Annotated in this window: 23 protein-coding genes and 1 tRNA gene; 16 read left to right on the top strand and 8 right to left on the bottom strand. The window is 61.2% G+C overall.

Annotated features, from left to right (window positions below; translation table 11 throughout):
- Nucleotides 1-117: 117 nt before the first annotated feature.
- The 6 genes from BUE15_RS08550 (at nucleotide 118) to BUE15_RS08525 (ending at nucleotide 5,341) form a co-directional block, all read left to right on the top strand.
- The gene (locus BUE15_RS08550) at nucleotides 118-2,016 is read left to right on the top strand and encodes a T9SS type A sorting domain-containing protein (RefSeq protein ID WP_084548922.1); all 1,899 of its coding nucleotides are present in this window, start codon (nucleotides 118-120) and stop codon (nucleotides 2,014-2,016) included.
- A 96-nt stretch (nucleotides 2,017-2,112) separates the two neighbouring features.
- The gene (locus BUE15_RS08545) at nucleotides 2,113-2,412 is read left to right on the top strand and encodes a rhodanese-like domain-containing protein (RefSeq protein WP_073283215.1); all 300 of its coding nucleotides are present in this window, start codon (nucleotides 2,113-2,115) and stop codon (nucleotides 2,410-2,412) included.
- 153 nt (nucleotides 2,413-2,565) lie between these two features.
- A complete protein-coding gene (locus BUE15_RS08540; RefSeq protein WP_073283213.1) occupies nucleotides 2,566-3,012 on the top strand; it encodes a MarR family winged helix-turn-helix transcriptional regulator in 447 nt (148 codons plus the stop codon).
- A 35-nt stretch (nucleotides 3,013-3,047) separates the two neighbouring features.
- Nucleotides 3,048-3,488 carry an organic hydroperoxide resistance protein gene (locus BUE15_RS08535; RefSeq protein WP_073283210.1) on the top strand — a complete coding sequence of 147 codons (441 nt, stop codon included), beginning with the start codon at nucleotides 3,048-3,050 and terminating at the stop codon, nucleotides 3,486-3,488.
- A gap of 140 nt (nucleotides 3,489-3,628) precedes the next feature.
- Entirely contained in the window at nucleotides 3,629-4,624 is a 996-nt protein-coding gene (locus BUE15_RS08530; RefSeq protein ID WP_073283207.1) for an NADP-dependent oxidoreductase, read from the top strand.
- A 36-nt stretch (nucleotides 4,625-4,660) separates the two neighbouring features.
- Entirely contained in the window at nucleotides 4,661-5,341 is a 681-nt protein-coding gene (locus BUE15_RS08525) for a type 1 glutamine amidotransferase domain-containing protein (RefSeq protein ID WP_073283205.1), read from the top strand.
- Nucleotides 5,342-5,418: 77 nt separating this feature from the next.
- Here the strand turns inward: BUE15_RS08525 and BUE15_RS08520 are convergent, their stop codons facing one another.
- The 4 genes from BUE15_RS08520 to BUE15_RS08505 form a co-directional block, all read right to left on the bottom strand.
- The gene (locus BUE15_RS08520; protein ID WP_073283202.1) at nucleotides 5,419-6,033 is read right to left on the bottom strand and encodes a DUF4304 domain-containing protein; all 615 of its coding nucleotides are present in this window, start codon (nucleotides 6,031-6,033) and stop codon (nucleotides 5,419-5,421) included.
- 28 nt (nucleotides 6,034-6,061) lie between these two features.
- Nucleotides 6,062-7,981: a RecQ family ATP-dependent DNA helicase gene (locus BUE15_RS08515; RefSeq protein WP_084548921.1), complete on the bottom strand. Its 1,920-nt coding sequence runs from the start codon at nucleotides 7,979-7,981 to the stop codon at nucleotides 6,062-6,064.
- Between the two features lie 170 nt (nucleotides 7,982-8,151).
- Nucleotides 8,152-8,946, bottom strand: a complete 795-nt coding sequence (locus tag BUE15_RS08510) for a hypothetical protein (protein WP_073283200.1) — start codon at nucleotides 8,944-8,946, stop codon at nucleotides 8,152-8,154.
- Nucleotides 8,947-9,341: 395 nt separating this feature from the next.
- Entirely contained in the window at nucleotides 9,342-10,004 is a 663-nt protein-coding gene (locus tag BUE15_RS08505) for an ABC transporter ATP-binding protein (RefSeq protein ID WP_073283197.1), read from the bottom strand.
- Between the two features lie 167 nt (nucleotides 10,005-10,171).
- On the opposite strand from BUE15_RS08505, the gene BUE15_RS08500 reads away from it, so the two are divergent.
- Nucleotides 10,172-11,305 carry a glycoside hydrolase family 113 gene (locus BUE15_RS08500; protein WP_073283195.1) on the top strand — a complete coding sequence of 378 codons (1,134 nt, stop codon included), beginning with the start codon at nucleotides 10,172-10,174 and terminating at the stop codon, nucleotides 11,303-11,305.
- 158 nt (nucleotides 11,306-11,463) lie between these two features.
- Complete coding sequence (gene sucC / locus BUE15_RS08495) at nucleotides 11,464-12,666, top strand: ADP-forming succinate--CoA ligase subunit beta (protein WP_073283193.1); 1,203 nt, start codon at nucleotides 11,464-11,466, stop codon at nucleotides 12,664-12,666.
- 74 nt (nucleotides 12,667-12,740) lie between these two features.
- Here sucC and BUE15_RS08490 read toward each other — a convergent pair whose 3' ends face one another.
- On the bottom strand, nucleotides 12,741-13,223 hold the full coding sequence (locus BUE15_RS08490; RefSeq protein WP_073283191.1) for an Ohr family peroxiredoxin: 483 nt from the start codon (nucleotides 13,221-13,223) through the stop codon (nucleotides 12,741-12,743).
- Between the two features lie 145 nt (nucleotides 13,224-13,368).
- On the opposite strand from BUE15_RS08490, the gene BUE15_RS08485 reads away from it, so the two are divergent.
- The 3 genes from BUE15_RS08485 (at nucleotide 13,369) to BUE15_RS08475 (ending at nucleotide 16,968) form a co-directional block, all read left to right on the top strand.
- A tRNA-Arg gene (locus tag BUE15_RS08485) sits at nucleotides 13,369-13,440 on the top strand.
- Between the two features lie 481 nt (nucleotides 13,441-13,921).
- Complete coding sequence (locus BUE15_RS08480; protein ID WP_244535921.1) at nucleotides 13,922-14,428, top strand: fasciclin domain-containing protein; 507 nt, start codon at nucleotides 13,922-13,924, stop codon at nucleotides 14,426-14,428.
- Nucleotides 14,429-14,640: 212 nt separating this feature from the next.
- Complete coding sequence (locus tag BUE15_RS08475; protein ID WP_073283189.1) at nucleotides 14,641-16,968, top strand: endonuclease; 2,328 nt, start codon at nucleotides 14,641-14,643, stop codon at nucleotides 16,966-16,968.
- A 184-nt stretch (nucleotides 16,969-17,152) separates the two neighbouring features.
- Here BUE15_RS08475 and BUE15_RS08470 read toward each other — a convergent pair whose 3' ends face one another.
- Nucleotides 17,153-17,437 carry a GNAT family N-acetyltransferase gene (locus tag BUE15_RS08470; RefSeq protein ID WP_073283187.1) on the bottom strand — a complete coding sequence of 95 codons (285 nt, stop codon included), beginning with the start codon at nucleotides 17,435-17,437 and terminating at the stop codon, nucleotides 17,153-17,155.
- A gap of 178 nt (nucleotides 17,438-17,615) precedes the next feature.
- Here BUE15_RS08470 and BUE15_RS08465 point away from each other — a divergent pair, with 178 nt between their 5' ends.
- From BUE15_RS08465 to BUE15_RS08455, 3 genes are all read left to right on the top strand, one after another.
- On the top strand, nucleotides 17,616-18,146 hold the full coding sequence (locus tag BUE15_RS08465; RefSeq protein WP_073283185.1) for a hypothetical protein: 531 nt from the start codon (nucleotides 17,616-17,618) through the stop codon (nucleotides 18,144-18,146).
- 36 nt (nucleotides 18,147-18,182) lie between these two features.
- Nucleotides 18,183-18,464: a hypothetical protein gene (locus BUE15_RS08460; protein WP_073283182.1), complete on the top strand. Its 282-nt coding sequence runs from the start codon at nucleotides 18,183-18,185 to the stop codon at nucleotides 18,462-18,464.
- Nucleotides 18,465-18,695: 231 nt separating this feature from the next.
- Nucleotides 18,696-19,517, top strand: a complete 822-nt coding sequence (locus BUE15_RS08455) for a universal stress protein (protein WP_170865218.1) — start codon at nucleotides 18,696-18,698, stop codon at nucleotides 19,515-19,517.
- A gap of 6 nt (nucleotides 19,518-19,523) precedes the next feature.
- Here BUE15_RS08455 and BUE15_RS08450 read toward each other — a convergent pair whose 3' ends face one another.
- Both BUE15_RS08450 and BUE15_RS08445 read right to left on the bottom strand, forming a co-directional pair.
- Nucleotides 19,524-20,048, bottom strand: a complete 525-nt coding sequence (locus tag BUE15_RS08450) for a GNAT family N-acetyltransferase (protein ID WP_084548918.1) — start codon at nucleotides 20,046-20,048, stop codon at nucleotides 19,524-19,526.
- Between the two features lie 108 nt (nucleotides 20,049-20,156).
- Nucleotides 20,157-22,301 carry a TonB-dependent receptor family protein gene (locus tag BUE15_RS08445; protein WP_073283174.1) on the bottom strand — a complete coding sequence of 715 codons (2,145 nt, stop codon included), beginning with the start codon at nucleotides 22,299-22,301 and terminating at the stop codon, nucleotides 20,157-20,159.
- 341 nt (nucleotides 22,302-22,642) lie between these two features.
- Here BUE15_RS08445 and BUE15_RS08440 point away from each other — a divergent pair, with 341 nt between their 5' ends.
- Nucleotides 22,643-22,873, top strand: a complete 231-nt coding sequence (locus BUE15_RS08440; protein ID WP_073283171.1) for a hypothetical protein — start codon at nucleotides 22,643-22,645, stop codon at nucleotides 22,871-22,873.
- 494 nt (nucleotides 22,874-23,367) lie between these two features.
- The gene (locus tag BUE15_RS08435; protein ID WP_073283169.1) at nucleotides 23,368-24,594 is read left to right on the top strand and encodes a PQQ-dependent sugar dehydrogenase; all 1,227 of its coding nucleotides are present in this window, start codon (nucleotides 23,368-23,370) and stop codon (nucleotides 24,592-24,594) included.
- Nucleotides 24,595-24,678: the final 84 nt, after the last annotated feature.

Raw genomic sequence — 24,678 nt, 5'->3', positions numbered from 1 at the left:
CGGCTGTCCTGATGAGGGCTTTTCGCTGCAGAACGGTTTAAGGGCTGGTTTTCGGGGGAGGCCTGAAATTTTCTGCACAGCCGACACGTTTGCAGCAGGTATCTTAACTTAGTCCCGATGATGTGTCTGAAACCTTTACGCCTTCCTGTTTTCTTATTCCTGAGTGCTTTGCCGCTGGCGGGCCGGGCGCAGCTTGCGCCCCTCACTTCCGACCCGGCGCGGGCTGTGCAGGCGGCGAAACCTGCTGCCACGGCCCAGCGCGGCCAGGCGTTGTCGCTGCCCTTCTTCGATGACTTCACCACGCCGCTCGATGGCCAGCCTGATCCTCAGCTCTGGCTGGCTGGCGGCGGCGCGCTCGTCAACAACCGGTTTGCGGTAGGCCCACCCACCCGCGGCACCGCCTTTCTCGATGGCCTGAAAGCCGACGGCCGCCCCTACGGCAGTGGCAACAGCTACATCGACACGCTGACGTCGCTGCCCATTGACCTGAGTGGCCGCACAGCCGCCGACAAGCTGTACCTGGGTTTTTACTGGCAGGCCGGCAACCTGCTGCGCATCCCGGAGGTGAGCACCAGCTCCCGCAACCGGTCGTTGCAGCTGGAGTTTAAGGACGCCAATGGGATCTGGGTGCCGGTGTGGGTGAAGCCGCAAACGGCTGACAGCCGGGAAGCCTTCCGGCGCAAGTTTGTAGCCGTTGAGCAAACGCGGTTTCTGCACGCCAACTTTCAGTTCCGCTTCCGGACCCGCGGCAGCCTTTCCGAAAACACCGATTCCTGGAGCGTCGATTACGTAAAGCTGGCTCCCGTGCAATCCGTGGCCGACTCCACCTATCAGGATGTGGCTACCAGCATGCCCCTGACCAGCCTGCTGGCGCGCGGCTCGTCTATGCCGGTGTGGCAGTACAATGCGGCCGCCAATCCGGCCAGCCAGCTGAATCCGGCCACCTACACCACCATCAACAACCTGGCTACCACCAATATTCCGGTGCCGGGCCGCTGGATAGGCACGCTGGAAGTATTGCCCAGCGGCCCGGTCGCCACGTTCACGACTACCGCGCCTTTTTCGCTCATCAGCCCGCAGTACCAGGCCAAAATAGAAGGCGACCTGCGCACCACTCCTATCCCCGTCACGGCCGACCCGAAAGTAATTCGCCACCGGTTGCAGCTCATTACCAATGAAGGCGGCACCAATCCGCTCACACTGCCCAACGACAACATCACGCGTCTGACGGAGTTGAGCGACTATTATGCTTTTGACGACGGCACGGCCGAGGCAACCGTGAGTGTGCCGCCGCCCGGCCTGGCTTCCAACTACTACGCCTTGCGGTTTGAGCTGAACAAGCCCGACCAGGTGCGCAGCATCCGTATTTCGCCTTCGTTTCCGAGCGCTGCCAACCGCACAATAACCGTCAATATCTGGGACGCCGACCCGGCTAATGGCAACGCCCCTACCCGTCTGCCCAAATCGACCCAGAGCATTGTGCTGCCCGACTCTATGCCCGCCGGCCAGACCTTCATCGAAGTACCGCTGCCGGCGCCGGTGGCAGTGAGCGGCGTCTTTTTTGCCGGCTACGGCCACGGCATTGTCAGTACGCCCCTCAGCATCAACGTGGATATGAACACGGTGCCGGCAGCCGATGCTATGTGGCAGTTCACCAGAGGTTTCTGGGAAGTAAAGCCGACCGTTTCGCCAGCCACGCCTCCACTTTACCAAGGCTATGCCCTGATGTTGCGCCCCGTGATGACCAACTACGTGCTGGCAGTGGCTCCGGCGGCAGTGGCAGCGGGCTACAGCCTGTACCCGAACCCTTCTTCCGATGGGCTGGTACAGGTGCAGGGCCGCTACGCCCGGGCGCTGGTGCTGGACGCGCTGGGGCGGGTGGCCTGGCAGCAGCCGGCAGCTCAGCAGGGCCAGCCCACGCTGGATCTGCGCGCCTTGCCGGCAGGCCTCTATCTGGTGCAACTCACGCTGGCCGATGGGCTGACGGTCACGAAGCGTGTGGTTCTGGCCAAATAACCATAAGTGACTGTGCTGCTTAAGAATGGTTTTCCGCAGTTTTTACCACCTTTACAGTTCGTTTTTTCTTCCTTCCACTAGTCTACTCCTCATATTATGCCCGACATCACCCCTGCCGAGCTAAAGCAACGCCAGGCCGCTGGCGAGAAACCGACCATCATTGATGTCCGTGAGCCCTGGGAAAACGAAGAAGGCCGCATCGAAGGCAGCCAGAACATTCCGCTGGGTACCCTGCCCGATAAGGTAGCCGACCTCGAAGACCTGAAAGAGCAGGAAATCATTGTGCACTGCAAAGGCGGCGGACGCTCGTCTACGGCGCAGGCTTTCCTCAATCAGCAGGGCTTCACGCGAGTGCGCAACCTGCTGGGCGGTTTTCAGGCGTACCAGAAAAGCTAGGCACATTTCCTTATTGCGACAAAAAGCCGCTTCTCCCACCCAGGACGCGGCTTTTTCGCGTCTGTACTACAGAAGTACAGCCTACGACAAGGACTTTTTAATTGCGCACAATTAAACATTATACAACTCTTATTCGTTTACTTAGCAGAACATATGAGCAACACTCCCATCGTCGCCAATCCTTTGCTGCAGCTGGACAACCAACTGTGCTTTCCGTTGTATGCCCTTTCGCGGATGGTTACCAAAGCCTACCAGCCACTGCTACAGGAGCTGGACCTGACGTACCCGCAGTATCTGGTGTTTCTGCTGCTGTGGGAGCACCGGGAATTGTCGGTGAAGGAGCTCGGCGACAAGCTGCTTCTGGATTCGGGCACGCTTACGCCGCTGCTTAAGCGCCTGGAGCAGAAGCAGCTCATCAGCCGCCGCCGCGACCCGCGCGATGAGCGTTCCGTGATTATCGGGCTGCTGCCGGCCGGCCAGGAGCTACAGGTGCGAGCCTGCCAGGTGCCGGAAGCGGTATTTGCGCGGCTCAATATGACGCGGGCTGAGGCCGAGGCCCTCCGCAACCAACTGAACACCTTACTAAAACAACTGGCGTAAGCTGGCTTTTTTACTTTCTCACTTCTTTGTTTCCTATGAAAATCGTTGAAAAATTCTTCACCGCACAAGCCAAAGCCAAAGGAGGCCGCGACGGCCAGGTAACCACCGAAAACAACGCGTTGGCAGTGTCGCTGAGCACGCCGAAGGAAATGGGCGGCCCCGGCAAAGCCGGCGCTACCAACCCCGAGCAGCTGTTTGCGGCTGGCTACGCGGCCTGCTTCGAAGGTGCGCTGGGCGTAGCTGCCCGCCAGGCCAGCGTGAAGCTGGACGGGGTTACGGTGGAGGCTTTCATCGGTTTTGGGAAGGCAGAAGATGGCGGCTACGGCATTTCGGCCGACCTGCACATAAACATTCCCGGCGTAGAGCAGGGCCAGGCCGAGCAGCTGGTGGAAGCCGCCCACGGCATCTGCCCTTACTCGCGCGCCACCAAAGGCAACATCGAAGTACGCCTGACTACCACGACTGAGGCGGCTTAGCCTGCCCCAGCGCTTCCAGGTGCTGCCATTCTGCGCCGGGCACCGGACCTTCTCCCGTTGGGGCGGCTTCTACCGTCCGGCGCGGCAGGCTCTTTCACCCGCGCAGAATGGGAGCTTTGTTTTACCAGATTGTTTCCGTCATGCAAACCCAAGCCATCCTGCTTGCCAGCCGCCCCAAAGGTGCGCCCACAGCCGATAATTTCCGCTTCGAAACCCACGACCTGCCGGCCCTTTCACCGGGCCAGGTACTGCAGAAAACGCGCTACGTTTCCGTGGACCCGTATATGCGCGGCCGCATGAACGAGGGCAAATCCTATATCCCACCGTTTGAGCTCAACCAGCCCATTGCGGGCGGGGCCGTGGCTGAAGTAGTGGAAAGCCAGCTTGCTAGCCTGCCGGTAGGCACGCTGGTTACCGGCAATCTGCCCTGGCAGCAGTATAGCGTGTCGGATGGTAAGGGCCTGCAGCCTATTGCCGACGGCCAGGCGCCGGCCAGCTACTACCTGGGGCTGCTGGGTATGCCGGGCCTCACGGCCTATTTCGGGCTGCTCGATATCTGCCAGCCGCAACCCGGCGAAACGGTAGTGGTATCGGGGGCGGCCGGCGCAGTGGGCCTGCTTGTGGGCCAGATTGCCAAAATCAAAGGAGCCCGCGTGGTGGGCACGGCTGGTTCCGATGAGAAAGTGGCGTACCTGAAGGAGCTGGGCTTCGATGAGGCCATCAACTACAAAACGGCCAATATTCCGGAAGCCCTGGCCGTTGCGGCGCCCAACGGCGTAGACTGCTACTTCGACAACGTGGGCGGCCCCATTACGGATGCCGTCTACGACCTGCTCAACAACCACGCCCGCATTGCCCTCTGCGGCCAGATTTCGAGCTACAACGAGGCCGAAGCCCCCATGGGTCCACGCCCGGAAGCCAAGCTGCTCAAAACCAGCACCAAGCTGCAGGGATTCATCGTGAGCAACTACTACCAGCGCTGGCCCGAGGGCGTGAAGCAACTGACCGAGTGGTACCAGCAGGGCAAGCTGCGGGCCGAAGAAACCGTGACGGAAGGCTTCGACCAGATTCCGGCGGCATTCCTGGGGTTGTTCAAAGGCGAAAACACCGGTAAAGCCATTGTGAAGGTAGCCTAGCTACCGATTCCATTTTCACTCTTATTCCCTACTCCCATGAAGATATTGATGGTGCTGACCTCGCACGACCAGCTCGGCGACACAGGCAAGAAAACCGGTTTCTGGCTCGAAGAATTTGCCGCACCTTACTACGTGTTCCAGGATGCCGGTGCCACGCTCACGCTGGCCTCGCCCGCGGGCGGGCAGCCGCCCCTCGACCCCAAGAGCGACGACCCCGACGCCCAAACCGACGCCACCAAGCGCTTTAAGCAGGACCCTGAGGCGCAGAAGTCCCTAGCCGGCACTGTGCCGCTTGCCTCGGTTTCGGCCGCTGACTACGACGCCGTGTTCTACCCCGGCGGCCACGGTCCGCTCTGGGACTTGGCCGAAGACAAGAAGTCCATCGAGCTGATTGAGAGCTTCTACGCCGCCGGCAAGCCCGTGGCGGCCGTGTGCCACGCTCCCGGTGTGCTGCGCCACGTGAAAGACACCAACGGCGAGCTGCTGGTGAAAGGCAAGTCCGTTACCGGCTTCACCAACACCGAGGAAGAAGCCGTGCAGCTGACCAACGTGGTGCCATTCCTGGTGGAAGACATGCTGAAGCAAAACGGCGGCACCTACTCCAAAGGTGCCGACTGGGCTCCGTACGTGGTAAAAGCCGGCAACCTCATTACCGGCCAGAACCCCGCTTCGTCGGAGCCGGCCGCTGAGGAGCTGCTGAAACTGCTGAAGAAATAACTTCGAGCTTTCTCAAGAAAAAGCCGCCCCGGCTGTGCCTGTTTCAGGCGCGGCCGGGGCGGCTTTTTGGGTGTAGCTTATTCCGTTGCATCCAGCTCTCTGCTTAGTTCTTGCAGCTGTTTCTTGCGGTAGGTATACACTGTGCTATTCTGCTCGTCCGCCAACCATTGCCGTGCTTCGGCTTTTCGGCCATATACGAATAGCGCCCTAATACCAGCGAATACACCAGGGCCTCGCTCCCTAAACAGCTGATGCATAATATCTTCTACTGACCTAATACCGTCTAGGTACGGAAGCACAACCTGATGGACATCCTGAGTAACTACTGCTTCGACGTCAGACCAGACTGTCTGGCCATCTAGGTTGTACCACAGATCTAAGTCGTTGCCAGCTAGGCTGCCTATTCGTTTTCGTATCAAGCAGTCCGGCTCTAGAAACTTTTCTTCGTTGGCCCGGCCCATTAGGTACCTCTCGGCTTCTCGCAGATATAAACCCGTGTTTATCGTGAAGCTGATATTGCCTTTAGTAGAAAACGCGCTTTTCTGCACATTTACGATCTTTCCCCAGCCAGCAGCATCGTAGTACCGGAAGTTGCCGCAGTGTCTCTTGTAGCCGCGCTTCTTGAATTCCGGCCATAGTTTACCGGACAGCAACCGGGTGAATTGAGCTTGGACATCGAATTTATCTAGCATAACACTGTCCGGCTAAGGATCTAAATACCTACCCCAGCCGCCCATCCGGCGCGTACGCCAGCTCGCCCAGCTCCACCAGCTCCCGCAGCAGTTGCGTAACGGCCGTGGCCTGGCCCGGCGCGAAGTGCGTGAGGATTTCGCGGGGCGTCTGGGGCGTTGCTTTCACCAAAGCCACCAGTTGTTCCCGCAACTCAGGAGCCGGCGCTGCGTCCTGGCGTGCTTTCTTCCGGGCCAGGCAAAAGTCGCAGACCTGGCAGGCAGGCGCGTCCAGCTCGCCGAAATACTCCAGCAGCAGCTGCTGGCGGCAGCGCCCACCGCCGGCATAGCGAATCACGGATTCGGTTTTGTGGCGGGCCAGCTCGCGGGCCTGGTTCAGGCGTTTCTGGTCCAGCGGCAGCTTGTCGGCATCGAAGCGCGGGGTGGTGAACAGGGCCTGCGGCGACTCGTGCTTGGGCTGGTACTGAATGATGCCGGAGCGGTGCAGAAACACCAGCATCTTGCGCACATCCACCACGCTCAGGCGCAGGTGCTGGGCCAGGCTGTTCTCGGAAATCCGCTGGAAACCTGCAAACAGCTCGCCCCCATTAAAGCGCAGCAGGCTCTTGATAAGCTGGTCGTGCTGCTGGTTGGCCACCTGAAACCGGTACAGGTCGGTGTGGTCGATGGGGATATGCACGCGGGCCGGATTGTTGACGGCCTCATTCAGCTGCACAAATCCCTCCCGTTCCAGCGTGCGCAGGCTGTTGTGCGCGTCCAGCGCCTTGATGCGGTAGGTTTCCGCAAACTGCTGAATATCGAAGTCAAACGCCACCAGCTCACCGCCACCCACAGCCGTGCGCGAGAAATTAGCCAGCGCCTGATACACGCGGCGCACCGTGTCCAGCGGCGGGTAGGCCTGCTGGGTGCGGCGGCGCAACTCGTCGGCATCGTTGGGGCCCTGCAGCAGCACGGCAAAAGCGTACTTCTCGTCGCGGCCGGCGCGGCCCGCTTCCTGGTAGTAGGCCTCCAGGTTGTCGGGCGCATCAAGGTGTACTACCAGCCGCACGTCGGGCTTATCGATGCCCATCCCGAAGGCATTAGTAGCCACAATGCAACGGGTTTTGTTCTGCATCCAGTCCTGCTGGGTGCGGGTGCGCTGCTCGCTGGGCAGGCCGGCGTGGTAGGGCGCCGCCGCCACGTTCTGTTGGCGCAGATAATTGGCCGCTTCCTCAGTCTGGCGGCGCGTGCGGGCATACACAATGCTGGTTTTGTCGGCCCCTACCCCGCGCACCACTTCCAGCATGCGCTTGAGCTTGTCTTCCGTGCTCAGCACCGAATACGACAGATTGGGCCGGGCAAAGCTCTGCTGGAACACCCGGTGTGAGGCCCCAAACCGCAGTTTTTCTATAATATCCTGCCGCACTTTCTCGGTGGCAGTAGCCGTGAGGGCAATGCACGGCACACCGGGCAGCAACTCGCGCAACTCCTGAATCCGCAGGTAGGGCGGCCGAAAGTCGTAGCCCCATTGCGAAAGGCAGTGCGCTTCGTCGATGGCCAGTAGGCTCACCTTCATCTTGCCTACCCGCGCCCGAAACATGTCCGTCAGCAGCCGCTCGGGGCTCACGTACAGGAACTTCACCGGCCCATACACGCAGTTATCCAGCGTTTGGTCGATTTCCTGGTGGCTCATGCCGGCATACACGGCTTCGGCTTTGATGCCACGCTTACGCAGGTTTTCCACCTGGTCCTTCATCAGCGCAATCAGCGGCGACACCACCAGGCACAGCCCCGGCCGGGCCAGCGCCGGCACCTGAAAGCAAATGCTTTTGCCGCCGCCCGTGGGCAGCAGCGCCAGCGTGTCCTGCCCCGCCAGCACCGACCGGATAATGTCTTCCTGCAGCGGCCGAAACCGGGTGTGGCCCCAGGTCTGGCGCAGCACGTGCAGAATATCGTCGGTTTCGGGTAGCAACTGAGTTAAAGGAATTGGCGGACTACGAAGGTAGCGCCGAGAGGCTGGAAACGGAAACCGGCGTGCTACATACGACCACCAACAAATCGGCTTTCGGCACTGTGCATGCCTCTACAAGCAAAAAGCCCGGCTCCAAGCGGAACCGGGCTTTCGGTATTGATATTGGCAGCTTATGCGGCTGCGGCCTGACCGTTTTCACGGTCTTCGATGGCCTTCTTCAGCTTGGCAATAGCCTGCGTGGCCCGCTCATCGTCCAGACGGTTGATGTTGAGCAACATCTTGGTCTTTTCCGGACGAGTAATCACCGGGTGATTCAGCAGGCGGATAATCTCCTCCTTCTTCGCCGCCGATGCATAGGCTACGGCCGGGGCAGCCGGCTCTGCAGCCACTGCCTTCATGGGTGCCGGAGCCTCAGCAGCTACGGCCGCCGGAGTAGCGGTAGGCACCACCGCCATAGCTGGCTGGCTGGCAGCAGGCGTGTTGCCGCCATACTCCATTTCCTCGGCAGGCGTCGGCTCGTAACCGGCAGCCCGAATAATCCAGGCCAGAATGTTACGGTATGCCTTGCCGATAGCCCGGGTCTGGGCCATGCTCATGATGGCAAACTCCTGGTAGAACTTCTTGCCCTGCTCTTTACTGGAGCAGATTGCAAAGCCCGCCCCTACCGTGTGGCCGCTACGCATATCGAACAGCGTCACCTTGGCCTGGTACTTGATTTCCTGGTCGTTCGAGACGTTGATGACGTGCTCGACGATGGGCACGATGCCCAGGCGCGAGCCGGCGTACTGCCAGCCTTCCACGTTCACAAACTCCTTGCCCTGCACCGTGGTAGTGAGCTTGTTTTCCTTGATAAACTTAGCAAGGTCCGTCGCCAGATGCAGCGTCTCGTCGGAGCGCGAGATGTCGTAGCTCTCGATTTTGGTCTTGCGAACCGGCTCTTTGATGTTCTTGGTTGCTTCGCTCATGGCGTCTTTCCTTTTATGTCCTGTAATACCGTTGTGTGTTCTGAGTATATAACTTATCTACGCCTGAAAAGGTGCACTAAATAGAATATTTTTTATCATTTTTTTATCTTGATTATCAGTTACTTGTAAATAATATTTCCAACAAGGTTAGCCAACTAACAACTTTAGATTCCACTCCATACAATCTGCGTCTGTTTTCTGCCTCACGTCACGTTCCGCATGCACAGCAGCTACCATGATAAAAGCCGCTGAGGCAGCACTTTAGCGCCACTATCATGAACGTTGCCGGCACGCCTTCGGTTCCTGCCATCAGGCTCCTATAGGCGCACGAAAAAGCCGCTGGCGTGCTGCCAGCGGCTTTTTTTTGTATTATGCAGTATAGCGGTAGAGGCAGGTTAGTTGGGGCCTTCCCAGATGTAGCCGTCCTTCATTGTAATCTTGCGGTCCGCCATTTCGGCCAGCTGGTCGTTGTGCGTTACGATGACGAAGGTCTGGCCCAGCTCCTTGCGCAGCAGAAAGAATATCTGGTGCAGCTCCTGCGCGTTCTGCGAGTCGAGGTTGCCGCTGGGCTCATCGGCGAAGATGATTTCGGGCGAGTTGATGAGGGCCCGCGCTACGGCCGTGCGCTGCTGCTCGCCGCCGCTCATTTCTGAGGGCTTATGGTCGGCGCGGCGCTCCAGGTTCAGCATCCCGAGCAATTCGCGGGCCCGCACCCGGGTTTCCTTCTCCGAGCGGCCCGCCAGATAGGCCGGCAGGCACACGTTTTCCAGAGCCGTGAATTCGGGCAGCAGATTATGAAACTGGAAGATGAAACCGATATGCCGGTTGCGGAAGCGCGCCAGCTCCGAGCGTTTCAGCGAGCTGACCGATTCGCCATCAAAGAGAATTTCGCCGGAATCCGGATTGTCGAGCGTGCCCAGAATGTGCAGCAGCGTGCTTTTGCCTGCTCCCGATGAGCCCACAATAGACACGATTTCCGCCTTTTCAATGGTCAGATCGATGCCCTTGAGGACTTCCAGCGTGTTGTAGCTTTTACGAACGTTTATGGCTTGCAGCAAAACGGAACCAGGTGAAGTGAGCCGGAATACGGGAAACAAATCTACAGTTTGCCGCGCAGATTACGCAGCCCGGTCAGATTTCATCGGCCTTCCGGCCCGCGGTAGCACGGTGCAGAGGCTAACGGAAGGGAGATACGGGCGGTTTTGCGCAATTTGGGTTTCCGCTTTTGCGCTTCGCCGATTCCATGATGGCTGTCCCGTTTCCTGCTTTTTACCGCTTCGCCTGGGTTGTGGCCGGCATGCTGGCACTACTCTGGGCCGGAGCAGCTGCCTTGCGGCAGCCGGCTCCCCTGCCACTGGTGCCGGCTGGTGCTGTGCCGGCGGTTACCCCTACTGCATCAGGCCGCCTGCTGGGTGTCAACTGGGTGGCCGTTGACTCGGCTTCGAGCCAGGATATGGAGCCGCTGGTGCAGGCCCACGTGACCTGGATAGCCCAGACGCCGTTTGGCTGGCAGCCCGATGCGGCGCGGCCCGAAATACGCCTGCATACCGGCGTGGTCAGCCGTCAGTACTGGGGCGAAAGTGACCGGGGCCTTGTCCGGACGGCACTGCTGGCACGGCAGCGCGGCATCCGGACCATGCTGAAGCCGCACCTGTGGCTGCGCAGCGGCGGCACCTGGCCCGGCGACGTGAACATGGCTTCCGAAGCTGAGTGGCAGGCGTGGTTTGCGTCGTACACTGTGTTTATGCTGCACTACGCCCGCCTGGCCGAGGAAAACGGCATGGAGGCGCTCTGCATCGGGACGGAGCTGCAGCACGCTTCTACCGGGCACGAAACCGAGTGGCGCACCCTGATCCGGCAGGTGCGGCAGGTGTACCGGGGCCCGCTCACGTACGCGGCCAACTGGAGCGATGAGTTCGAGCAGATCCGGTTCTGGGATGCGCTGGACTACATTGGTATTCAGGCCTACTTCCCGCTCAGCCAGCAGGAGCGCCCGGCCAAAGCCGAGCTGCTGAAAGCGTGGCAGGAGCCGCTGCGCCGCATCCGGGCCGTGCAGAAACGCTACCGGAAGCCCGTGCTATTTACGGAAGCCGGCTACAAAACCACGCCCGACGCCGCCATCCAGCCCTGGGCCTGGCCCGACCGCAAGGCCGCCCCAGCGCAGCCCGACGAAACCACCCAGCGCCTATGCTATGAGGCCCTGTTCGAGACGTTCTGGCCGCAGCCGTGGTTTCGCGGCATCTTTATCTGGAAGTGGTATCCTGGTTTGCAGCCCGATGGCCCGGCCCGCCGCCACCTCGACTTCACGCCCCAGCACAAGCCGGCGGGCCAGGTAATGGCCACATGGTACGGGAAGTAGGTTGTTGGCTGTGGTTTTTCAGCGGTTGAATATTGTGGGCTGAGGCGGCGTATCCGGCCACAACCGACAACTTACGGCACGTACCTGACAACTGACAACTCATTTCTGCCTACTTTCGCGGCTAGTTAACCACCCCGAACCCCTCTTAACCGACCTCTATGAACATTCACGAGTATCAGGGCAAAGAAATTCTGAAGCGCTATGGCGTGCGCGTGCAGGAAGGCATTACTGCCGACACGCCTGAGCAGGCTGTGGAAGCGGCTAAGAAGCTGACCGAAGAAACCGGCACCAGCTGGTACGTTATCAAAGCCCAGATTCATGCGGGCGGCCGTGGCAAAGGGGGTGGGGTGAAACTCGCCAAAAACCTGGAGCAGGTAAAAGAAATTGCCGGCCAGATCATCGGCATGCAGCTGGTAACCAAGCAAACCGGCGCCGAAGGCCGTAAGGTGCACAAGGTGCTGATTGCGCAGGACGTCTACTACCCCGGCGCTTCGGAAACCAAGGAATACTACATGAGCGTGCTGCTGGACCGTGCGACCGGCAAAAACGTTATCATCTACACCACCGAGGGTGGCATGGACATCGAGGAAGTAGCCGAGGCGCATCCCGAGAAAATCCACCGCGAGCATGTAGACCCGCGCGTAGGTCTGCGTCCGTTCCAGGCCGCTAAAATTGCCTTCAACCTGGGCCTGACCGGCGCGGCGCAGAAGGAGATGGTGAAGTTCGTGCAGGCGCTGTACAAGGCCTACGACGAAACGGACTCGGCCATGTTCGAAATCAACCCCGTTCTGAAAACGTCGGACGACAAGATTCTGGCCGTTGACGCCAAAGTAACCCTCGACGAAAACGCCCTCTACCGCCACAAGGACTTCGTGGAGCTGCGCGACACCAACGAGGAAGATCCGCTGGAGGTAGAAGCTTCGGCCTCTCACCTGAACTACGTGAAGCTCGACGGCAACGTGGGCTGCATGGTAAACGGCGCCGGCCTGGCCATGGCCACCATGGACATCATCAAGCTGAGCGGCGGCGAGCCGGCCAACTTCCTCGACGTAGGGGGTGGAGCCAACGCCCAGACCGTAGAAGCCGGCTTCCGCATCATCCTGAAGGATCCGAACGTGAAAGCCATTCTCATCAACATCTTCGGGGGCATCGTACGCTGTGACCGGGTGGCGAATGGCGTGGTGGAAGCCTACAAGAACATCGGCGACATCAAAGTGCCTATCATCGTGCGTCTGCAGGGTACCAACGCCGAAGAAGGCGCCCGCATCATCGACGAAAGCGGCCTGAAGGTCTACTCAGCCGTGCTGCTGAAAGACGCCGCCGAGCGTGTGAAAGAAGTGCTGGCGGCTCAGGGCATCTAACTCTGCCAAGCCTGCATACAAAAAGGCCCGTCCGGATATCCGGACGGGCCTTTTTTAGTGAAATACACCAAGCGTTAGCCTTTGGCTGCTACTCCGGCGTTGTCTTCGGCCTCTACGGGCAGCGTCTCCCCTTTCACGCGCAGATCTACTTGCATGTTGCCGCGGGTGCCGACCGAGTACGGGCAGATTTTGTGGGCCTGGCGCACCATATCCATTGTTTTCTGCTGATCAAACGACTTCAGGTCTACATCAAGCACCGCCGAGAGGCCGTAGCCTTCGCCCTCCTGAAACAAGGTCACGGAGCATTTTACTTCGGTTTGCGGATCGAGCTTGTCGCCGGCGCGCTGGGCAATAACGAGCAGGGCCTGCTGGAAGCAGGAAGCATAGCCGGCCGCAAATAATTCCTCGGGGTTGGTAGCACCTTTTTTGCCGCCCAGCCCTTCCGGCACCGACATATCCATATCGATGACGCCTGTGGCCGAGCGCACGTGGCCGCTACGGCCGCCCACTGCCGTTGCGTCGGCGGTATATAGGTTCTTTTTTTCGTTGGTTGCCATAAAAAAGAAAAGTTCGGGTTGTGTGGTGTAGCTAACTGCTTTACGGGCCGGAAGGTTATGGCTGCGCTGAACATCATTTTGCAGAAAATGGCGTGTGCTGTTTTGCACAGCGGCATTTTCTCTCTAGTTTTGCGCCTCACTACCGGGTTGCGTAGTACAACGGATAGTATGGGAGCCTCCGAAGCTCTAGATCTAGGTTCGATTCCTAGCGCGACCACACCAAAGGCCCGTTCTGCAGCATGCAGAACGGGCCTTTTCGCATTTGGGGCGCACCATCTGCGCTGGAAAAGCAACCGGAACAAACGGGTGCCGCCATGCCTCGCCTCCGCCAGATGCAGAACCTACTTAGCAAGCAGTAGAGCCATAGGGAATAGCAACGGGCTGCTGGTGTGCTGTTGAGGTATCCATTGCGCGGGATGCCTCGTATAGCGGCCAACAACTTTTCATCCCCAACCTCTACTCTCATGTTCAAGCAACTCTTTTCTGTTACTGCGTTGGCCCTGGCCCTTTCCGTAGGCGCTTCTTCTACCTCGCTGGCCCAGACCAAAACCAAGTCGGACGACGAGAAAACCAAAGTCAAAGACGCCGAAATGACCACCAAAACCAAGGTGGCCGATGATGGCAAGATGAAGGTGAAGGGCGAGGCTGCCGACGGCTCCAAGATGAAAGCCACCACCAAGCCCCGTAAAGGCGCCGACATGAAAAACATGCAGATGAGCGAAATGGCTCCTGATGCCGGCGCAGGCGTGATGGTAGGCGGCGCGATGATGACGCCTGACAAAGACATCGTGGACAACGCGGTGGGCTCTTCGGACCATACCACGCTGGTAGCTGCCGTGAAAGCCGGCGGCCTTGTAGAAACGCTGAAAGGCACTGGCCCCTTCACGGTATTTGCGCCCACCAACGCTGCCTTCAACAAGCTGCCCGCCGGCACGGTGAACACGCTGGTGATGCCCGAAAACAAGCAGAAGCTGGCCACCATCCTGACGTACCACGTAGTGCCGGGCCGCCTGATGGCCGCCGACCTGAAAGACGGCCAGACACTGACCACCGTGGAAGGCGAAACGCTGATGGTGCACCGCAAAGGCAACACCGTGATGCTGCACGACGCCAAAGGTGGCTCAGCCAACGTGACGATTCCCAACGTGGTATCGAGCAACGGTGTAACGCACGTCATCGACGGCGTACTGATGCCGACCAAATAAGTATCGGCGCTGCCGGGCAGAAAATGCCGGCGTACCCCTGCTTTTCAGACAGCCGCCTTTGCGAAAGGGCGGCTGTTTTTGTGTATCTTATACAGCTGGCGTGGCGGCCACTTTCCGGCCCTACGCCATAATTTAACGATTTGGCAACTCGCTGATTCTGGACAAAATCCCGACCTTTGCCGGCGTTTTCCCCTCAATCTTCTTTTTTTAGAATGAAACACTTTTTCGCTCGGATACTGGCAGCAGTACTGACGGCAGGCAGCCTGGCCGCTTCGGCGCAGGTGATGCCCGCAGCCCCGCCTACTACCCTGCAGGGCCAGCCTCTGAAAGACTGGCTGCGCCAGAACTGGTACGATGGCAAGCGCGTGGAGCTGAGCTACAACACGGCCCGCGGCAAGATGTACAACTACATCGACAACTTCCAGGGCCGCGTGACGTGCGTATACTCCGGCTACCAGGAAACCGTGCGCCTCGACTCGTCGGCCACCGGCACGGGCGTCGTGAACCGCATCAACTGTGAGCACAGCATTCCGCAGTCGTGGTTCAACGAAGCGGTGCGGATGCGCTCCGACATCCACCACCTCTTCCCGACCTACGACACCTGGAACTCCAACCGCGGCTCCGACCCGTTTGCTGAAATTCCGGATTCGCAGACCAACCTCTGGATGCGCGGCACGGTGGGCCAAAGCACCATCCCGACGTCCAACATCGACGAGTACAGCGAAGACAACAGCGCCTTCTTTGAGCCCCGCGAAGACCACAAGGGCAACCTGGCCCGCGCGGCGTTCTACTTCTACACCATGCACCAGAATCAGACGTTTGATCCGGGCAAAGGCACCATTGCTGCCCTGGCCGACATCAACACGCTGTATCAGTGGCACCTCGCCGACCCGGTAGACGCCCGGGAGCGGGAGCGGAACCGCCGTACGGCCAAAAGCCAGGGCAACTTCAACCCCTACATTGCTTACCCTGACCTCGTGGCCCGCGCCTGGGGCTTCCAGGTGGTGCCTACCTTCTCCTTCGCTACGGCCACGGCCAGCATCGTGGAAGGCAACACCGGCTCCACTACCTACACGGCTACCATTAGCGTAACGCCCGCTCCTACCGCTACCCTCACGGTACAGGTAGCACTGGACGCCGCCACCTCCACGGCTACCAACGGCACCGACTTCACGTTCACCTCGCCCCAGACGCTGACTTTCGCGGCCGGCCAGACCACGCAAACCGTAACGGTGACCGTGAACGGCGATACGACGCCTGAAGCCGATGAAACGGTAGTCCTGAGCCTGCAGAACGTAGGCCCGGGCAGCAACGACGGCGCCATTGGCGGCCCGGCTTCGCTGGAACTGACCATCACCAACGACGACGGCACGCCTCCTTCTGTCCGCTTTGCGGCAGCTACCGGCACCATCACGGAAGGCAACAGCGGCACGAGCACCTACACCGTAAACGTAACGGCGGCCAGCGTACCGGCCGGCGGCTTCTCGGTTCCTGTGACCGTAGACGCTGCGGGCTCTACCGCCGATGCCACCGACTACGTGCTGAACACCAGCACCCTTACTTTCGCTGCCGGCCAGACCTCGCAGGCTGTTACGATGACCGTAAACGGCGACCTGACGCCTGAGCCCAACGAAACGGTGCGCCTGCGCCTGGGCACGCCTACCAATGCCTCGGTACTGGTCATTGCGCCGGCCGCCCACACGCTCACCATCCTCAACGACGACCAGGCTCCGGCCGGCTCGCCCTGCACCGACCTGTACTTCTCGGAGTACGTGGAAGGAGCCGCCAGCAACACCAAAGCGCTGGAGATTTTCAACCCGACTTCTGCCCCTATCAACCTGACCGGTGTGCGGATTGAGCTGTATGCCAATGGCTCTGCCACGCCTACTTCTACTCAGGCCCTGACCGGCACCATTGACCCCGGCGACGTGTACGTGATAGCCAATACGGGCGTAGTATCTCCCCTGGTTCTGGCGCAGGCCGACCTGCAGTCATCTGTTGGCTTCTTCAACGGCGACGACGCCATTGCCCTGATTGACGGCACCGACACGCTCGACGTTATCGGCGTAATCGGGGTAGACCCCGGCACCACCTGGACTATTCCCGGCGGCGGCTCTACCACCGACAACACGCTGGTCCGCAAGTCTACGGTGGCCCGTGGTGAGACAAACTGGGCCGTGGGTGCTGCCACCTGGGAGGCACTGGGCACCGACGTATACACCAACGTAGGCAGCCACGCCAGCTCGGCCTGCGTGGTGAACTCGACGGTGAAAAACGCACCGCTCAACACCGGTATTTCCGTATTCCCGAACCCGGCTGCCACAACCGTGCAGGTGCAGGTACCGGGCCTGCGGGGCCGCTTTGATGCCGACATTCAGCTCTACAACGCCCTCGGCCAGCAGGTGCTCCGCCAGGAGCGCACGCTCAGCGGCGCCGATGCTGCCAAGCTCGACGTGCAGCAGCTGCCGGCCGGCCTCTACTCGGTGCGCGTAGTAGTAAACGGCGTGCGCTACACCAGCCGCGTAGCCGTGAAGCTGTAACCGCCCGCTGCTGCTCACCAAAGACGGCAGACGTAAAAAAGCCGTGGCCCCCGACCGGGAGCCACGGCTTTTTCGTTTTTGGGCGTCTTGGGCTGCTAGGCTGTCTGCACTTCAGGCTTGCGGCCAGCCGCCGCTGCGCGGCTATTCCGGCTGACCGTGTGGTGCGCATACGCGGCACAAGGCACTACTGCTTCTGCTGCAGATCCTGATACTCGGGGTGCTGCTGCACGAATCCCTGCATGTACTCGCAGCTGGTTTGCACCTGCAGCTTCTGCTGGCGGGCGTAGTCCAGCGCCTTGCGGGCCAGTGCCTCCGCCACGCCCTTGCCGCGCAGCTCCTTATCCACGAAAGTATGCGTGAAGTCGATGACACCCTCGGCCGGCAGGCTGTAGGCCAGCTCGCCGGTGTGGCCCTCGAGCGTAGTAGTGAATTCCTGGTTTTCGGGCTGATGCTGAACGGTGATGGCCATGGAGTGATGTAAGATGAAACAAGGCCGCCGCAACTCAGGGCAGCCGATTGGTTAGGTACGGAACCCGGATTTTTTTGATGCCCGTGTATCCATGGGCGGGGTGCCCTGCGTATGACCTCCCGACAGCTTACGGCTCTCTCCGTTCAGCCTCTCTTCCCACCTCAACCCTTCTACGACGATGCAAACCAACCATCCCGACCGAGACAACCCAAGCCGCGCCGACAACGAATTTGAGCAAAACCAGGCACCGGAAAACATTCAGGACGGCACGCAGCGGGCCGGCACGGCTCCGCAGGCAGCCGGCATGCCCGGCGCTACCTCTACGCCCCAATACGGCGACTTTGGCCACGCACCGGAAGCCGCAGCTCCCAGAATAGAGTCGAGGCCGGCCGGCAACAACCCCGGCGGTACGGCCGCTCCTTCCTACACCGAGCCCGACCAGCGCGGCAGCGTGCCGCAGAACCTGGCACCGGGCACGGTACAGAACGTGGAAAACGCCGAATACGATGAGCAGCGGGCCGGCTGGGCCAAAGACGACCCACGCTACGGCAGCGGCACCCGCAACTGGGAAACCGAAGAACCGGCTAACCCTACCACGGCTCCCGCCGATGACAGCGGCCGCAAAGCCAGCAACGACGGCAGCAACGACAACCCCGACGAGTTCAGCTCCTTGCGCCCCGACAACGGCCGCGGCATTCCCGGCAAGTAGCGCGCCGGCATTTTTCTCACCGATTTTATAGCTCCCATGGCTTCCAAGAACCAAGATCCTGCCAACCAAAACCCGGCAGACGCCCTAAACCCGGGCGCCGGCGCCAACCTGACCGAAGAGCAGCGCAAGCACCGGGAAGAAGTGTACGGCTACAAGCGCGACGAAGAAGGCACGCTCGACACCTCGGCGCGGCTGGAAGACGAAACGGTAGGCATCCCGACCGGCAGCGTCACGACTGGCCCCGACCCGGAGTCGCCGCTGCCGGACGAGCAGCTCTACCCCGATTTCAACAACCCCATCGACGACAACAACCGCTAGGCTTACGTCAGCTTAACGGCCCGAAAAGCCCTCTGCATTTTGTGGAGGGCTTTTTTTATGCCTTGGCCTACCCCGGTGCAGACTTGTCGGAAGAGCCCGGAAAGTCATCCTCAGGCTAAAGCAAATATGCTGCGCGGAAAGGCCCTGGCGGCGGCTGGTAGCCGTGGGTTTGCAACCTTGCGGCGGCAAGCTTCGGATAATGATATATTCCGCCTCTATTTTGTACTGCCTATGCCCGCCCACTTCCTCGTTCTGACCGACTTCACCCCCGACGCCGACCGTGCCTTGGAATATGCGGCCGCGCTGGCCGCCCCTATGCAAGCCAGCATCGTGCTGCTGCACATCCGCCGCGAGTCTCTGCTGGACCCCGACACGTTTACGGGCAAAATCCGGCATATGAGCGAGGACGAGGTGGCCGCCGCATTGGCTGAGCGGGCCGCTACCGTACAGGTGCCCATCACGGTGGAAAGCACCGGGGAAGGCATAGCCGCCGGCGTGAAGTCGGCTATAGCGCGGCACCGCTCAGCCCTGATTATCCTGGGCAAGCCTGAAACCGAGGAGATTCCCGACGAGTTGGTAGCCAGCACGTCACTGCAGCTGCTGCGCGCTACGCAGGTACCGCTGCTGGTGGTGCCCGTCGGGACGGAAGCGCCGTCGCCGCCGGCCCGTATCACGCTGGCCGCCGATGGGCAGCCGTTTCGCCTGTCGGAGCCGGTTGTTGTTTCGGTGCAGAAGCTGCTCCAGCGGCTGCATCCGGAACTTACGGTGACCTACGTGGCGGAACCCGAAGACAGCGACGACGCCACTCTGGCGCGGGCCAGCGTGCTGCACAGCGGCCTGGGCACCGATTTGCCCCACATCAATACCTGCGGCATACGCCACCGGACACCCTCCCGGGGCATTTTGCAGGCAGCCACCGAAACCCAGGCCGACCTGGTGGTAGTGGTAGCGCGGCGGCGCAGTTTTCTGGGGCTGCTGTTCAACCGCAGCGTATCGACGCAGGTGATTCTGCACAGCGAGTTGCCCGTGCTTTTGCTGCCTGCCAGCGAATAGAGGCCGCTAGAGGCCCGTTACGGTGCTGCGGCGTTCCAGCAGATACACGTCGCGCCACTGGCCGTGCAGCTGGCCCAGCTTTTCGCGGATGCCTACCGTGCGGAAGCCGGCCCGATGATGGAGGGCCAGGCTGCCCACATTTTCCCGGATGATGCCGGCCTGCAGCGTCCAGATGCCGTGCTTTTCTGAGTCGGCCACCAACTCCTGCAGCAGCCGTAGCCCCACGCCCTGCCCACGGGCAGCCGCAGCTATGTATACACTTACCTCGGCCACGCCGCTATACACACACCGGCCGGAAACCGGCGTGAGGGCGGCCCAGCCCAGCACGGTACCGGCCGCGTCCAGCGCCACAAGGCGGCTGTGCGCCAGATGGGCCGTATTCCAGGCATCCCAGGTCGGTACTTCGGTGGTCAGGGTGGCGTAGCCGGTGGCCATGCCTTCGGCGTAAATGGCCGCCACAGCCGGATAGTGGGCCGGCTGCAACGACGCGAGGGAATGGCAGCGGGTTGGGCTGATGCTTGGCGCAGACATCGGGGAAGCAGGTTGAAGCACGCGTAAAAAAGCAGCAGCGAAGATAACGGGGAATCCGGTGCCTGCGAGGCTGTGTTGTGCTAGCGGCGCCTACCCGCGCAGCATCGTTTACCAGCGCCAGCCGGCCTGCACGCCGCCGTAGTAGTTGCGGCCGGGAGCGGGCTGGAAGTAGCGGTTTCCGAAGGCATTCAGGTCGTTGCCGAGGCTGTAGCGGCGGTCGGTGAGGTTTTCGGCGCCGGCGTAGAGGTCGAGTTCCAGCTTGTTTTTCAGGGCCTTGCGCCAGCCGCCGCGCGCTCCAAACGTCCAGTAGCCGGGGGCGGCCTCGGTGTTGGCATCATTCACGAAGATGCGGGCCTGGTGGTTGACGGTAGGACTCAGGTAGAAACCGTGCGCTTCGCTGAAATCGAGGCCGGCGGTGAGGGTGTGGGGCGCGGTGCCGGTGAGGCGGTTGCCACTGTAGTTGGTGCCGTTGCTTTCGTAGCGCCCGAAACGGTAGTGGTTGTAGGTGTAGCTGGCGAAGGCCCGCAGGCCCACGTTGCCGGGCACGTTTCGCATCTCGTACGCAGGGCCGGCCGGGGTCGGGACTTCCACGTTTTCAAGGCTGGCCATGCGCCACAGCCAGCCGCTGAGGGCCGCTTCCAGGCCGCGCTGGCGGGTGTTGCCGGAGTTGGCGAACAGCTGCGTGCCCTGGTCGTCGGTGCGCGTGACGATGGTCTGGCGCAGGCGGAAATCGTAGGCGGCTACATCGAAGGTGAGGCGCTGGTTGAGGAGGGTGCCGCGGGCGCCCACCTCATAGCTGGTGCCGCGCTCGGCCTGCAACGCCGTGTTCAGGGAACCATCGGAGGGTCGGATTTCCTCTTCGGTGGGCGGCGAGAAACCGCTGCTCACGCTGCCGTACACGGAAATCAGCGGGGTTATTTCCTTGAGCAGCGCCAGCCGCGGCGACACCTGCGGCCGGAAATCACGCGTGACCTGGTAGGCCTCGAAGGGGGCCGTTACGGCTTCGGTGAGGCGGTTGATGCGGTAGCGCAGGCGGTTGTAGCTGGCGCCGGCCGTGAGCAGAAAGCCGGCCGGCAGCTCGTAGTCGGCCTGGGCGAAGGCAAAGCCGGTGAGGGTGCGGATTTCGTCGTCGTAGCGCAGGGGGCCGGGCTGGCCGGCGCGGTTCTGGTAGTTGCGCGAGTTTTCGAAGCTGGTTTGCAGCTCGCCCCCACCCTGCAGGCGCAGCGTGCGGCCGGCCAGCGCGGTGCGGTAGTTGAGCGTGGTGCGGCCGCCGGTGCCGAGCTGGGTGTTGCGCTCGAAATCAATCAGAAACGGAGTTTTGATGGCGCTGGCGGTGCCATAGAGCGTGGTGCGGCTGCTGAGTCGGTCGGAGAAGCGGTGCTCGTAGGTGCCGCCCAGCAGCACGGTGCGCGAGGCGTAGGCGGCGCGCTGGGCCACGGTGCCGGCGGCAGTGGCCGTGCCGGGGCGGGCCTGGCGCGGGTCCTGCCCGAACTGGGCGCGGGTGAGGCTGCCGGGTAGCTGATAGTCGAGGTCGGAATAGAGGGCGTGGAGGCTGATGGTGCCTTTTTCGGAAGCCTGCAGCTCGCCATCGAGGGTTAGCACGTCGCGGCGGAGGGCGCTGTTCTGGCGGTAGCCGTCGAGGGTCTGGCGGGCGTACTGGGCGCGGAAGTAGCCGGTAGCGCTGCCCGTTTCGGCGGCTACGGTGTAGCGGCGGAGGCCATAGCTGCCGGCCGAAAACCCGACCTGGGCCCGCGCCTGACCGGCTACGGGTCGGCGGTTGCGCAGCAGTACCGCGCCGCCCGTGCCGGCCCCGTAGACGCTGGCGGCCGGACCTTTCACGACTTCGAGGGCGCCGAGCTGAGCGGGGTCGAGGAGGTTGAGGGGGGTGCTGCCGCTGGCTTCGGTGAAGGGGATGCCTTCGTAGTAGACTTTGACGTTGCGCACGCCGAAGGGCGAGCGGAGCGTGCTGCCGCGCACGCTGAGGCGGTAGCTGGCGGTGGCGCGCTCTTCGAGGCGCACGCCGGGAAGGGTGTTGACGGCCTGGGTAAGGGCGTTTTGGGGAAACCGCTCGAAGGTGGCGGCGTCTACCACGCCCACGGCGGCGGCGGTGCGGCGCAGGGGCAGCTGCTGGCCGTAGCCGGTGACGGTGGCTTCGGGCAGGGCCACGGTACGGGTAGTATCGGGCGCGGGGATGGTTTGGGCGCAGAGAGAAGCGGGCAGCAGCAGGAGCGGCGCGGCGTAGCGGAGGAGCATCGGGTAATTATAAGTGTCGATGTGGCTAACCTGAAAAGCGGCATCAGGGTTGGGGCGGCGGGCAAAGAAGCGAGGCAGACACCCCTTGCGGTGGTGAGGCGGGGCCGCGAACAACTAACACCGGACTTCGGAGAGGCGCGGCCGGGCAGCGGACAAGTGAGGCGGGGCCGCTAACAAGCGTGGCGGGGCCGCGAACCATCGGGGCGGTGCAGCGGAAAGCGGTGGCGAGGGCGCGGAAACCTGTGGCGAGGCAGCGGATAAGCGTGGCGAGGCAGCGGATAAGCGTGGCGAGGCAGCGGAAATTAGTGCTATTTTAGAGCAACTCTATTCCGCTCCCTGCTATGCTGCTACCGCTCCACCTGCCCCGCCGCCGTCGGCCGCTGCTGTTTCCGCCGGGGTTGCTGGCGCTGGCGTGGCTGCTGTGGCTGGGGTGCGTGGCGCTGCCGCAGATGCGGGGGATGGAGAAGCCGCAAGTGATTATGCAGGTGACGATGCGTCCACTTCATACATCCGAGTACTGGCAGTTCTTTCCTCCTGTTTATTCTTCAGAGCTGCAACTGGCACAGTTTTGACAGTGGCAATCAACTGGGTTTTCCGGAAACCCACTAGTTGATTATGCCGGTTATCAGCAAAGCAACCTGTATGCAGAACGGTTACGCGCGGATTCAACTTACCGATCAGGACTCAAAATATCATTTGATTCTGGTGCGACTTATACGAGTCTGGTTGCAGCAATTGATTTGTTGAATAAGAATAGCATTACTACATGGTGGCTTGATATTCAACACCAACCGACAACACTGTACGCGTTTACAACGAAGCCTGATACCAGTCAATTTTGTGGCAGTAGTGACTTAATCCTAACGCAACTACCAGAACCCACCGCTCCTCGCTCACTAAATGAGTTTTTCCAGCCTGACTGGCGCAACTCCACGCTGCTGCTATTGCTGATTGGGGTGGTTTCCGCCGTGCGGCTGGGGCGGCGGTGGCGCATGGGGTGAAAGCTGGGCCATAACCTGAACTCGGCAATACGAGTTGAACGGAACCGATACTTCGTTCGACTTTTATGACCAACACTACTTCTCTCCTGCTTGCCACTGCGCTGCTGGCTGGCTTCTCGGCCACTGCTCAGAATGTACCGCCGGAAGCCACGCCGTTTCAGATGCAGGGCAACATCTACCTGCCCAAGAAACTGCCCGCTACGCCCGAGCGGATTGCCAGCCTGAAAGCACCGGCCGGCTTCACGGTGAGTGCCTACGCCGAGGGGCTGGACATGCCGCGTATGCTGGCGCTGGCTCCCAACGGCGACCTGTACGTATCGAACCGCGTGAAAGGCACCGTGATTTTGCTGCGCGATGCCAACAAGGATGGCAAGGTGGAGCTGACGAAGCAGGTGGCCCAGAAGCCGCATCTGCACGGCCTGGCGCTGAAGGATGGCAAGCTGTACATGGCGGCGGTGCGCGAGTTGTACGTGGCCGACGTGCAGGCCGATGGCAGCCTCAGCGAGCCGAAACTACTCTACAAAGACCTGCCCGACGCCGGCCAGCACGCCAACCGCACGCTGCAGTTCGGGCCCGATGGCAAGCTGTACCTCTCGGTGGGCAGCACCTGCAATGCCTGCGACGAAGACAACCCCGAAAACGCCACGCTGCTGCAGGTGAATACCGATGGCTCGGGCCGCACGGTGTATGCCACGGGCCTGCGCAACACCATCGGCTTCGACTGGCACCCGACTACTAAGGCGCTGTTCGGGATGGACCACGGCATTGACTGGCTCGGGGATGAGGACCAGCAGGAGGAGTTGAACCAGCTGAAGCAGGGCGGCCACTACGGCTGGCCATCCATCATTGCTGACGGCAAACCCTACCCGGCCAACAAGCCCAAGAGCGGCGAATCTTACGAGCAGTTTGATGCCAAGGCGGTGCGGCCGCTGTTGCTGTATAAGGCGCATTCGGCGCCGCTGGGGCTGGTGTTCAACCGTAGCAAGCAGCTGCCCGCTGAGTACCAGAACACGGCCTTCGTGACCATGCACGGCTCCTGGAATCGGGCGCAGCCTTCGGGGTACAAGATTGTGCGGGTGCGCTTCAACGAGCAGGGCCAGCCGCAGCAATTCGAGGACTTCGTGACGGGCTGGCTGGTGGAAAACGACAAGTCGGAGTTTGGGCGGCCCTGTGCCATCGTGCAGGCACCAGATGGCTCGCTGCTGGTATCGGACGATGATAATGGGGTCATTTACCGGGTGGCGTATACGGGTGGCGGTAAGGCGGTGAAGAAGGAGAAAAAGCGAGGCTAATTCGCCTGATTCCTCATTTTTGGCTGTCATCCTGAGCGAAGCGAAGGACCTTACCACGTTGAGCGGAGTCGTTCTGACGTGGTA

Source organism: Hymenobacter psychrotolerans DSM 18569, assembly GCF_900142395.1.
GTDB classification, from domain to species: domain Bacteria; phylum Bacteroidota; class Bacteroidia; order Cytophagales; family Hymenobacteraceae; genus Hymenobacter; species Hymenobacter psychrotolerans.
This window is presented reverse-complemented; position numbering and strand designations above follow the sequence as displayed.

Excerpts from the sequence above, each read along its gene's own strand:
- BUE15_RS08450 (WP_084548918.1), bottom strand. The coding sequence starts at position 20,048 with ATGTCTGCGCCAAGCATCAGCCCAACCCGCTGCCATTCCCTCGCGTCG.
- BUE15_RS08435 (WP_073283169.1), top strand. The coding sequence starts at position 23,368 with ATGACCAACACTACTTCTCTCCTGCTTGCCACTGCGCTGCTGGCTGGC.
- BUE15_RS08455 (WP_170865218.1), top strand. The coding sequence starts at position 18,696 with ATGCCCGCCCACTTCCTCGTTCTGACCGACTTCACCCCCGACGCCGAC.
- BUE15_RS08520 (WP_073283202.1), bottom strand. The coding sequence starts at position 6,033 with ATGCTAGATAAATTCGATGTCCAAGCTCAATTCACCCGGTTGCTGTCC.
- BUE15_RS08530 (WP_073283207.1), top strand. The coding sequence starts at position 3,629 with ATGCAAACCCAAGCCATCCTGCTTGCCAGCCGCCCCAAAGGTGCGCCC.
- BUE15_RS08460 (WP_073283182.1), top strand. The coding sequence starts at position 18,183 with ATGGCTTCCAAGAACCAAGATCCTGCCAACCAAAACCCGGCAGACGCC.
- BUE15_RS08535 (WP_073283210.1), top strand. The coding sequence starts at position 3,048 with ATGAAAATCGTTGAAAAATTCTTCACCGCACAAGCCAAAGCCAAAGGA.
- sucC (WP_073283193.1), top strand. The coding sequence starts at position 11,464 with ATGAACATTCACGAGTATCAGGGCAAAGAAATTCTGAAGCGCTATGGC.
- BUE15_RS08480 (WP_244535921.1), top strand. The coding sequence starts at position 13,922 with ATGAAAAACATGCAGATGAGCGAAATGGCTCCTGATGCCGGCGCAGGC.
- BUE15_RS08540 (WP_073283213.1), top strand. The coding sequence starts at position 2,566 with ATGAGCAACACTCCCATCGTCGCCAATCCTTTGCTGCAGCTGGACAAC.
- BUE15_RS08545 (WP_073283215.1), top strand. The coding sequence starts at position 2,113 with ATGCCCGACATCACCCCTGCCGAGCTAAAGCAACGCCAGGCCGCTGGC.
- BUE15_RS08445 (WP_073283174.1), bottom strand. The coding sequence starts at position 22,301 with ATGCTCCTCCGCTACGCCGCGCCGCTCCTGCTGCTGCCCGCTTCTCTC.
- BUE15_RS08440 (WP_073283171.1), top strand. The coding sequence starts at position 22,643 with ATGCTGCTACCGCTCCACCTGCCCCGCCGCCGTCGGCCGCTGCTGTTT.
- BUE15_RS08510 (WP_073283200.1), bottom strand. The coding sequence starts at position 8,946 with ATGAGCGAAGCAACCAAGAACATCAAAGAGCCGGTTCGCAAGACCAAA.
- BUE15_RS08470 (WP_073283187.1), bottom strand. The coding sequence starts at position 17,437 with ATGGCCATCACCGTTCAGCATCAGCCCGAAAACCAGGAATTCACTACT.
- BUE15_RS08465 (WP_073283185.1), top strand. The coding sequence starts at position 17,616 with ATGCAAACCAACCATCCCGACCGAGACAACCCAAGCCGCGCCGACAAC.
- BUE15_RS08475 (WP_073283189.1), top strand. The coding sequence starts at position 14,641 with ATGAAACACTTTTTCGCTCGGATACTGGCAGCAGTACTGACGGCAGGC.
- BUE15_RS08490 (WP_073283191.1), bottom strand. The coding sequence starts at position 13,223 with ATGGCAACCAACGAAAAAAAGAACCTATATACCGCCGACGCAACGGCA.
- BUE15_RS08550 (WP_084548922.1), top strand. The coding sequence starts at position 118 with ATGATGTGTCTGAAACCTTTACGCCTTCCTGTTTTCTTATTCCTGAGT.
- BUE15_RS08525 (WP_073283205.1), top strand. The coding sequence starts at position 4,661 with ATGAAGATATTGATGGTGCTGACCTCGCACGACCAGCTCGGCGACACA.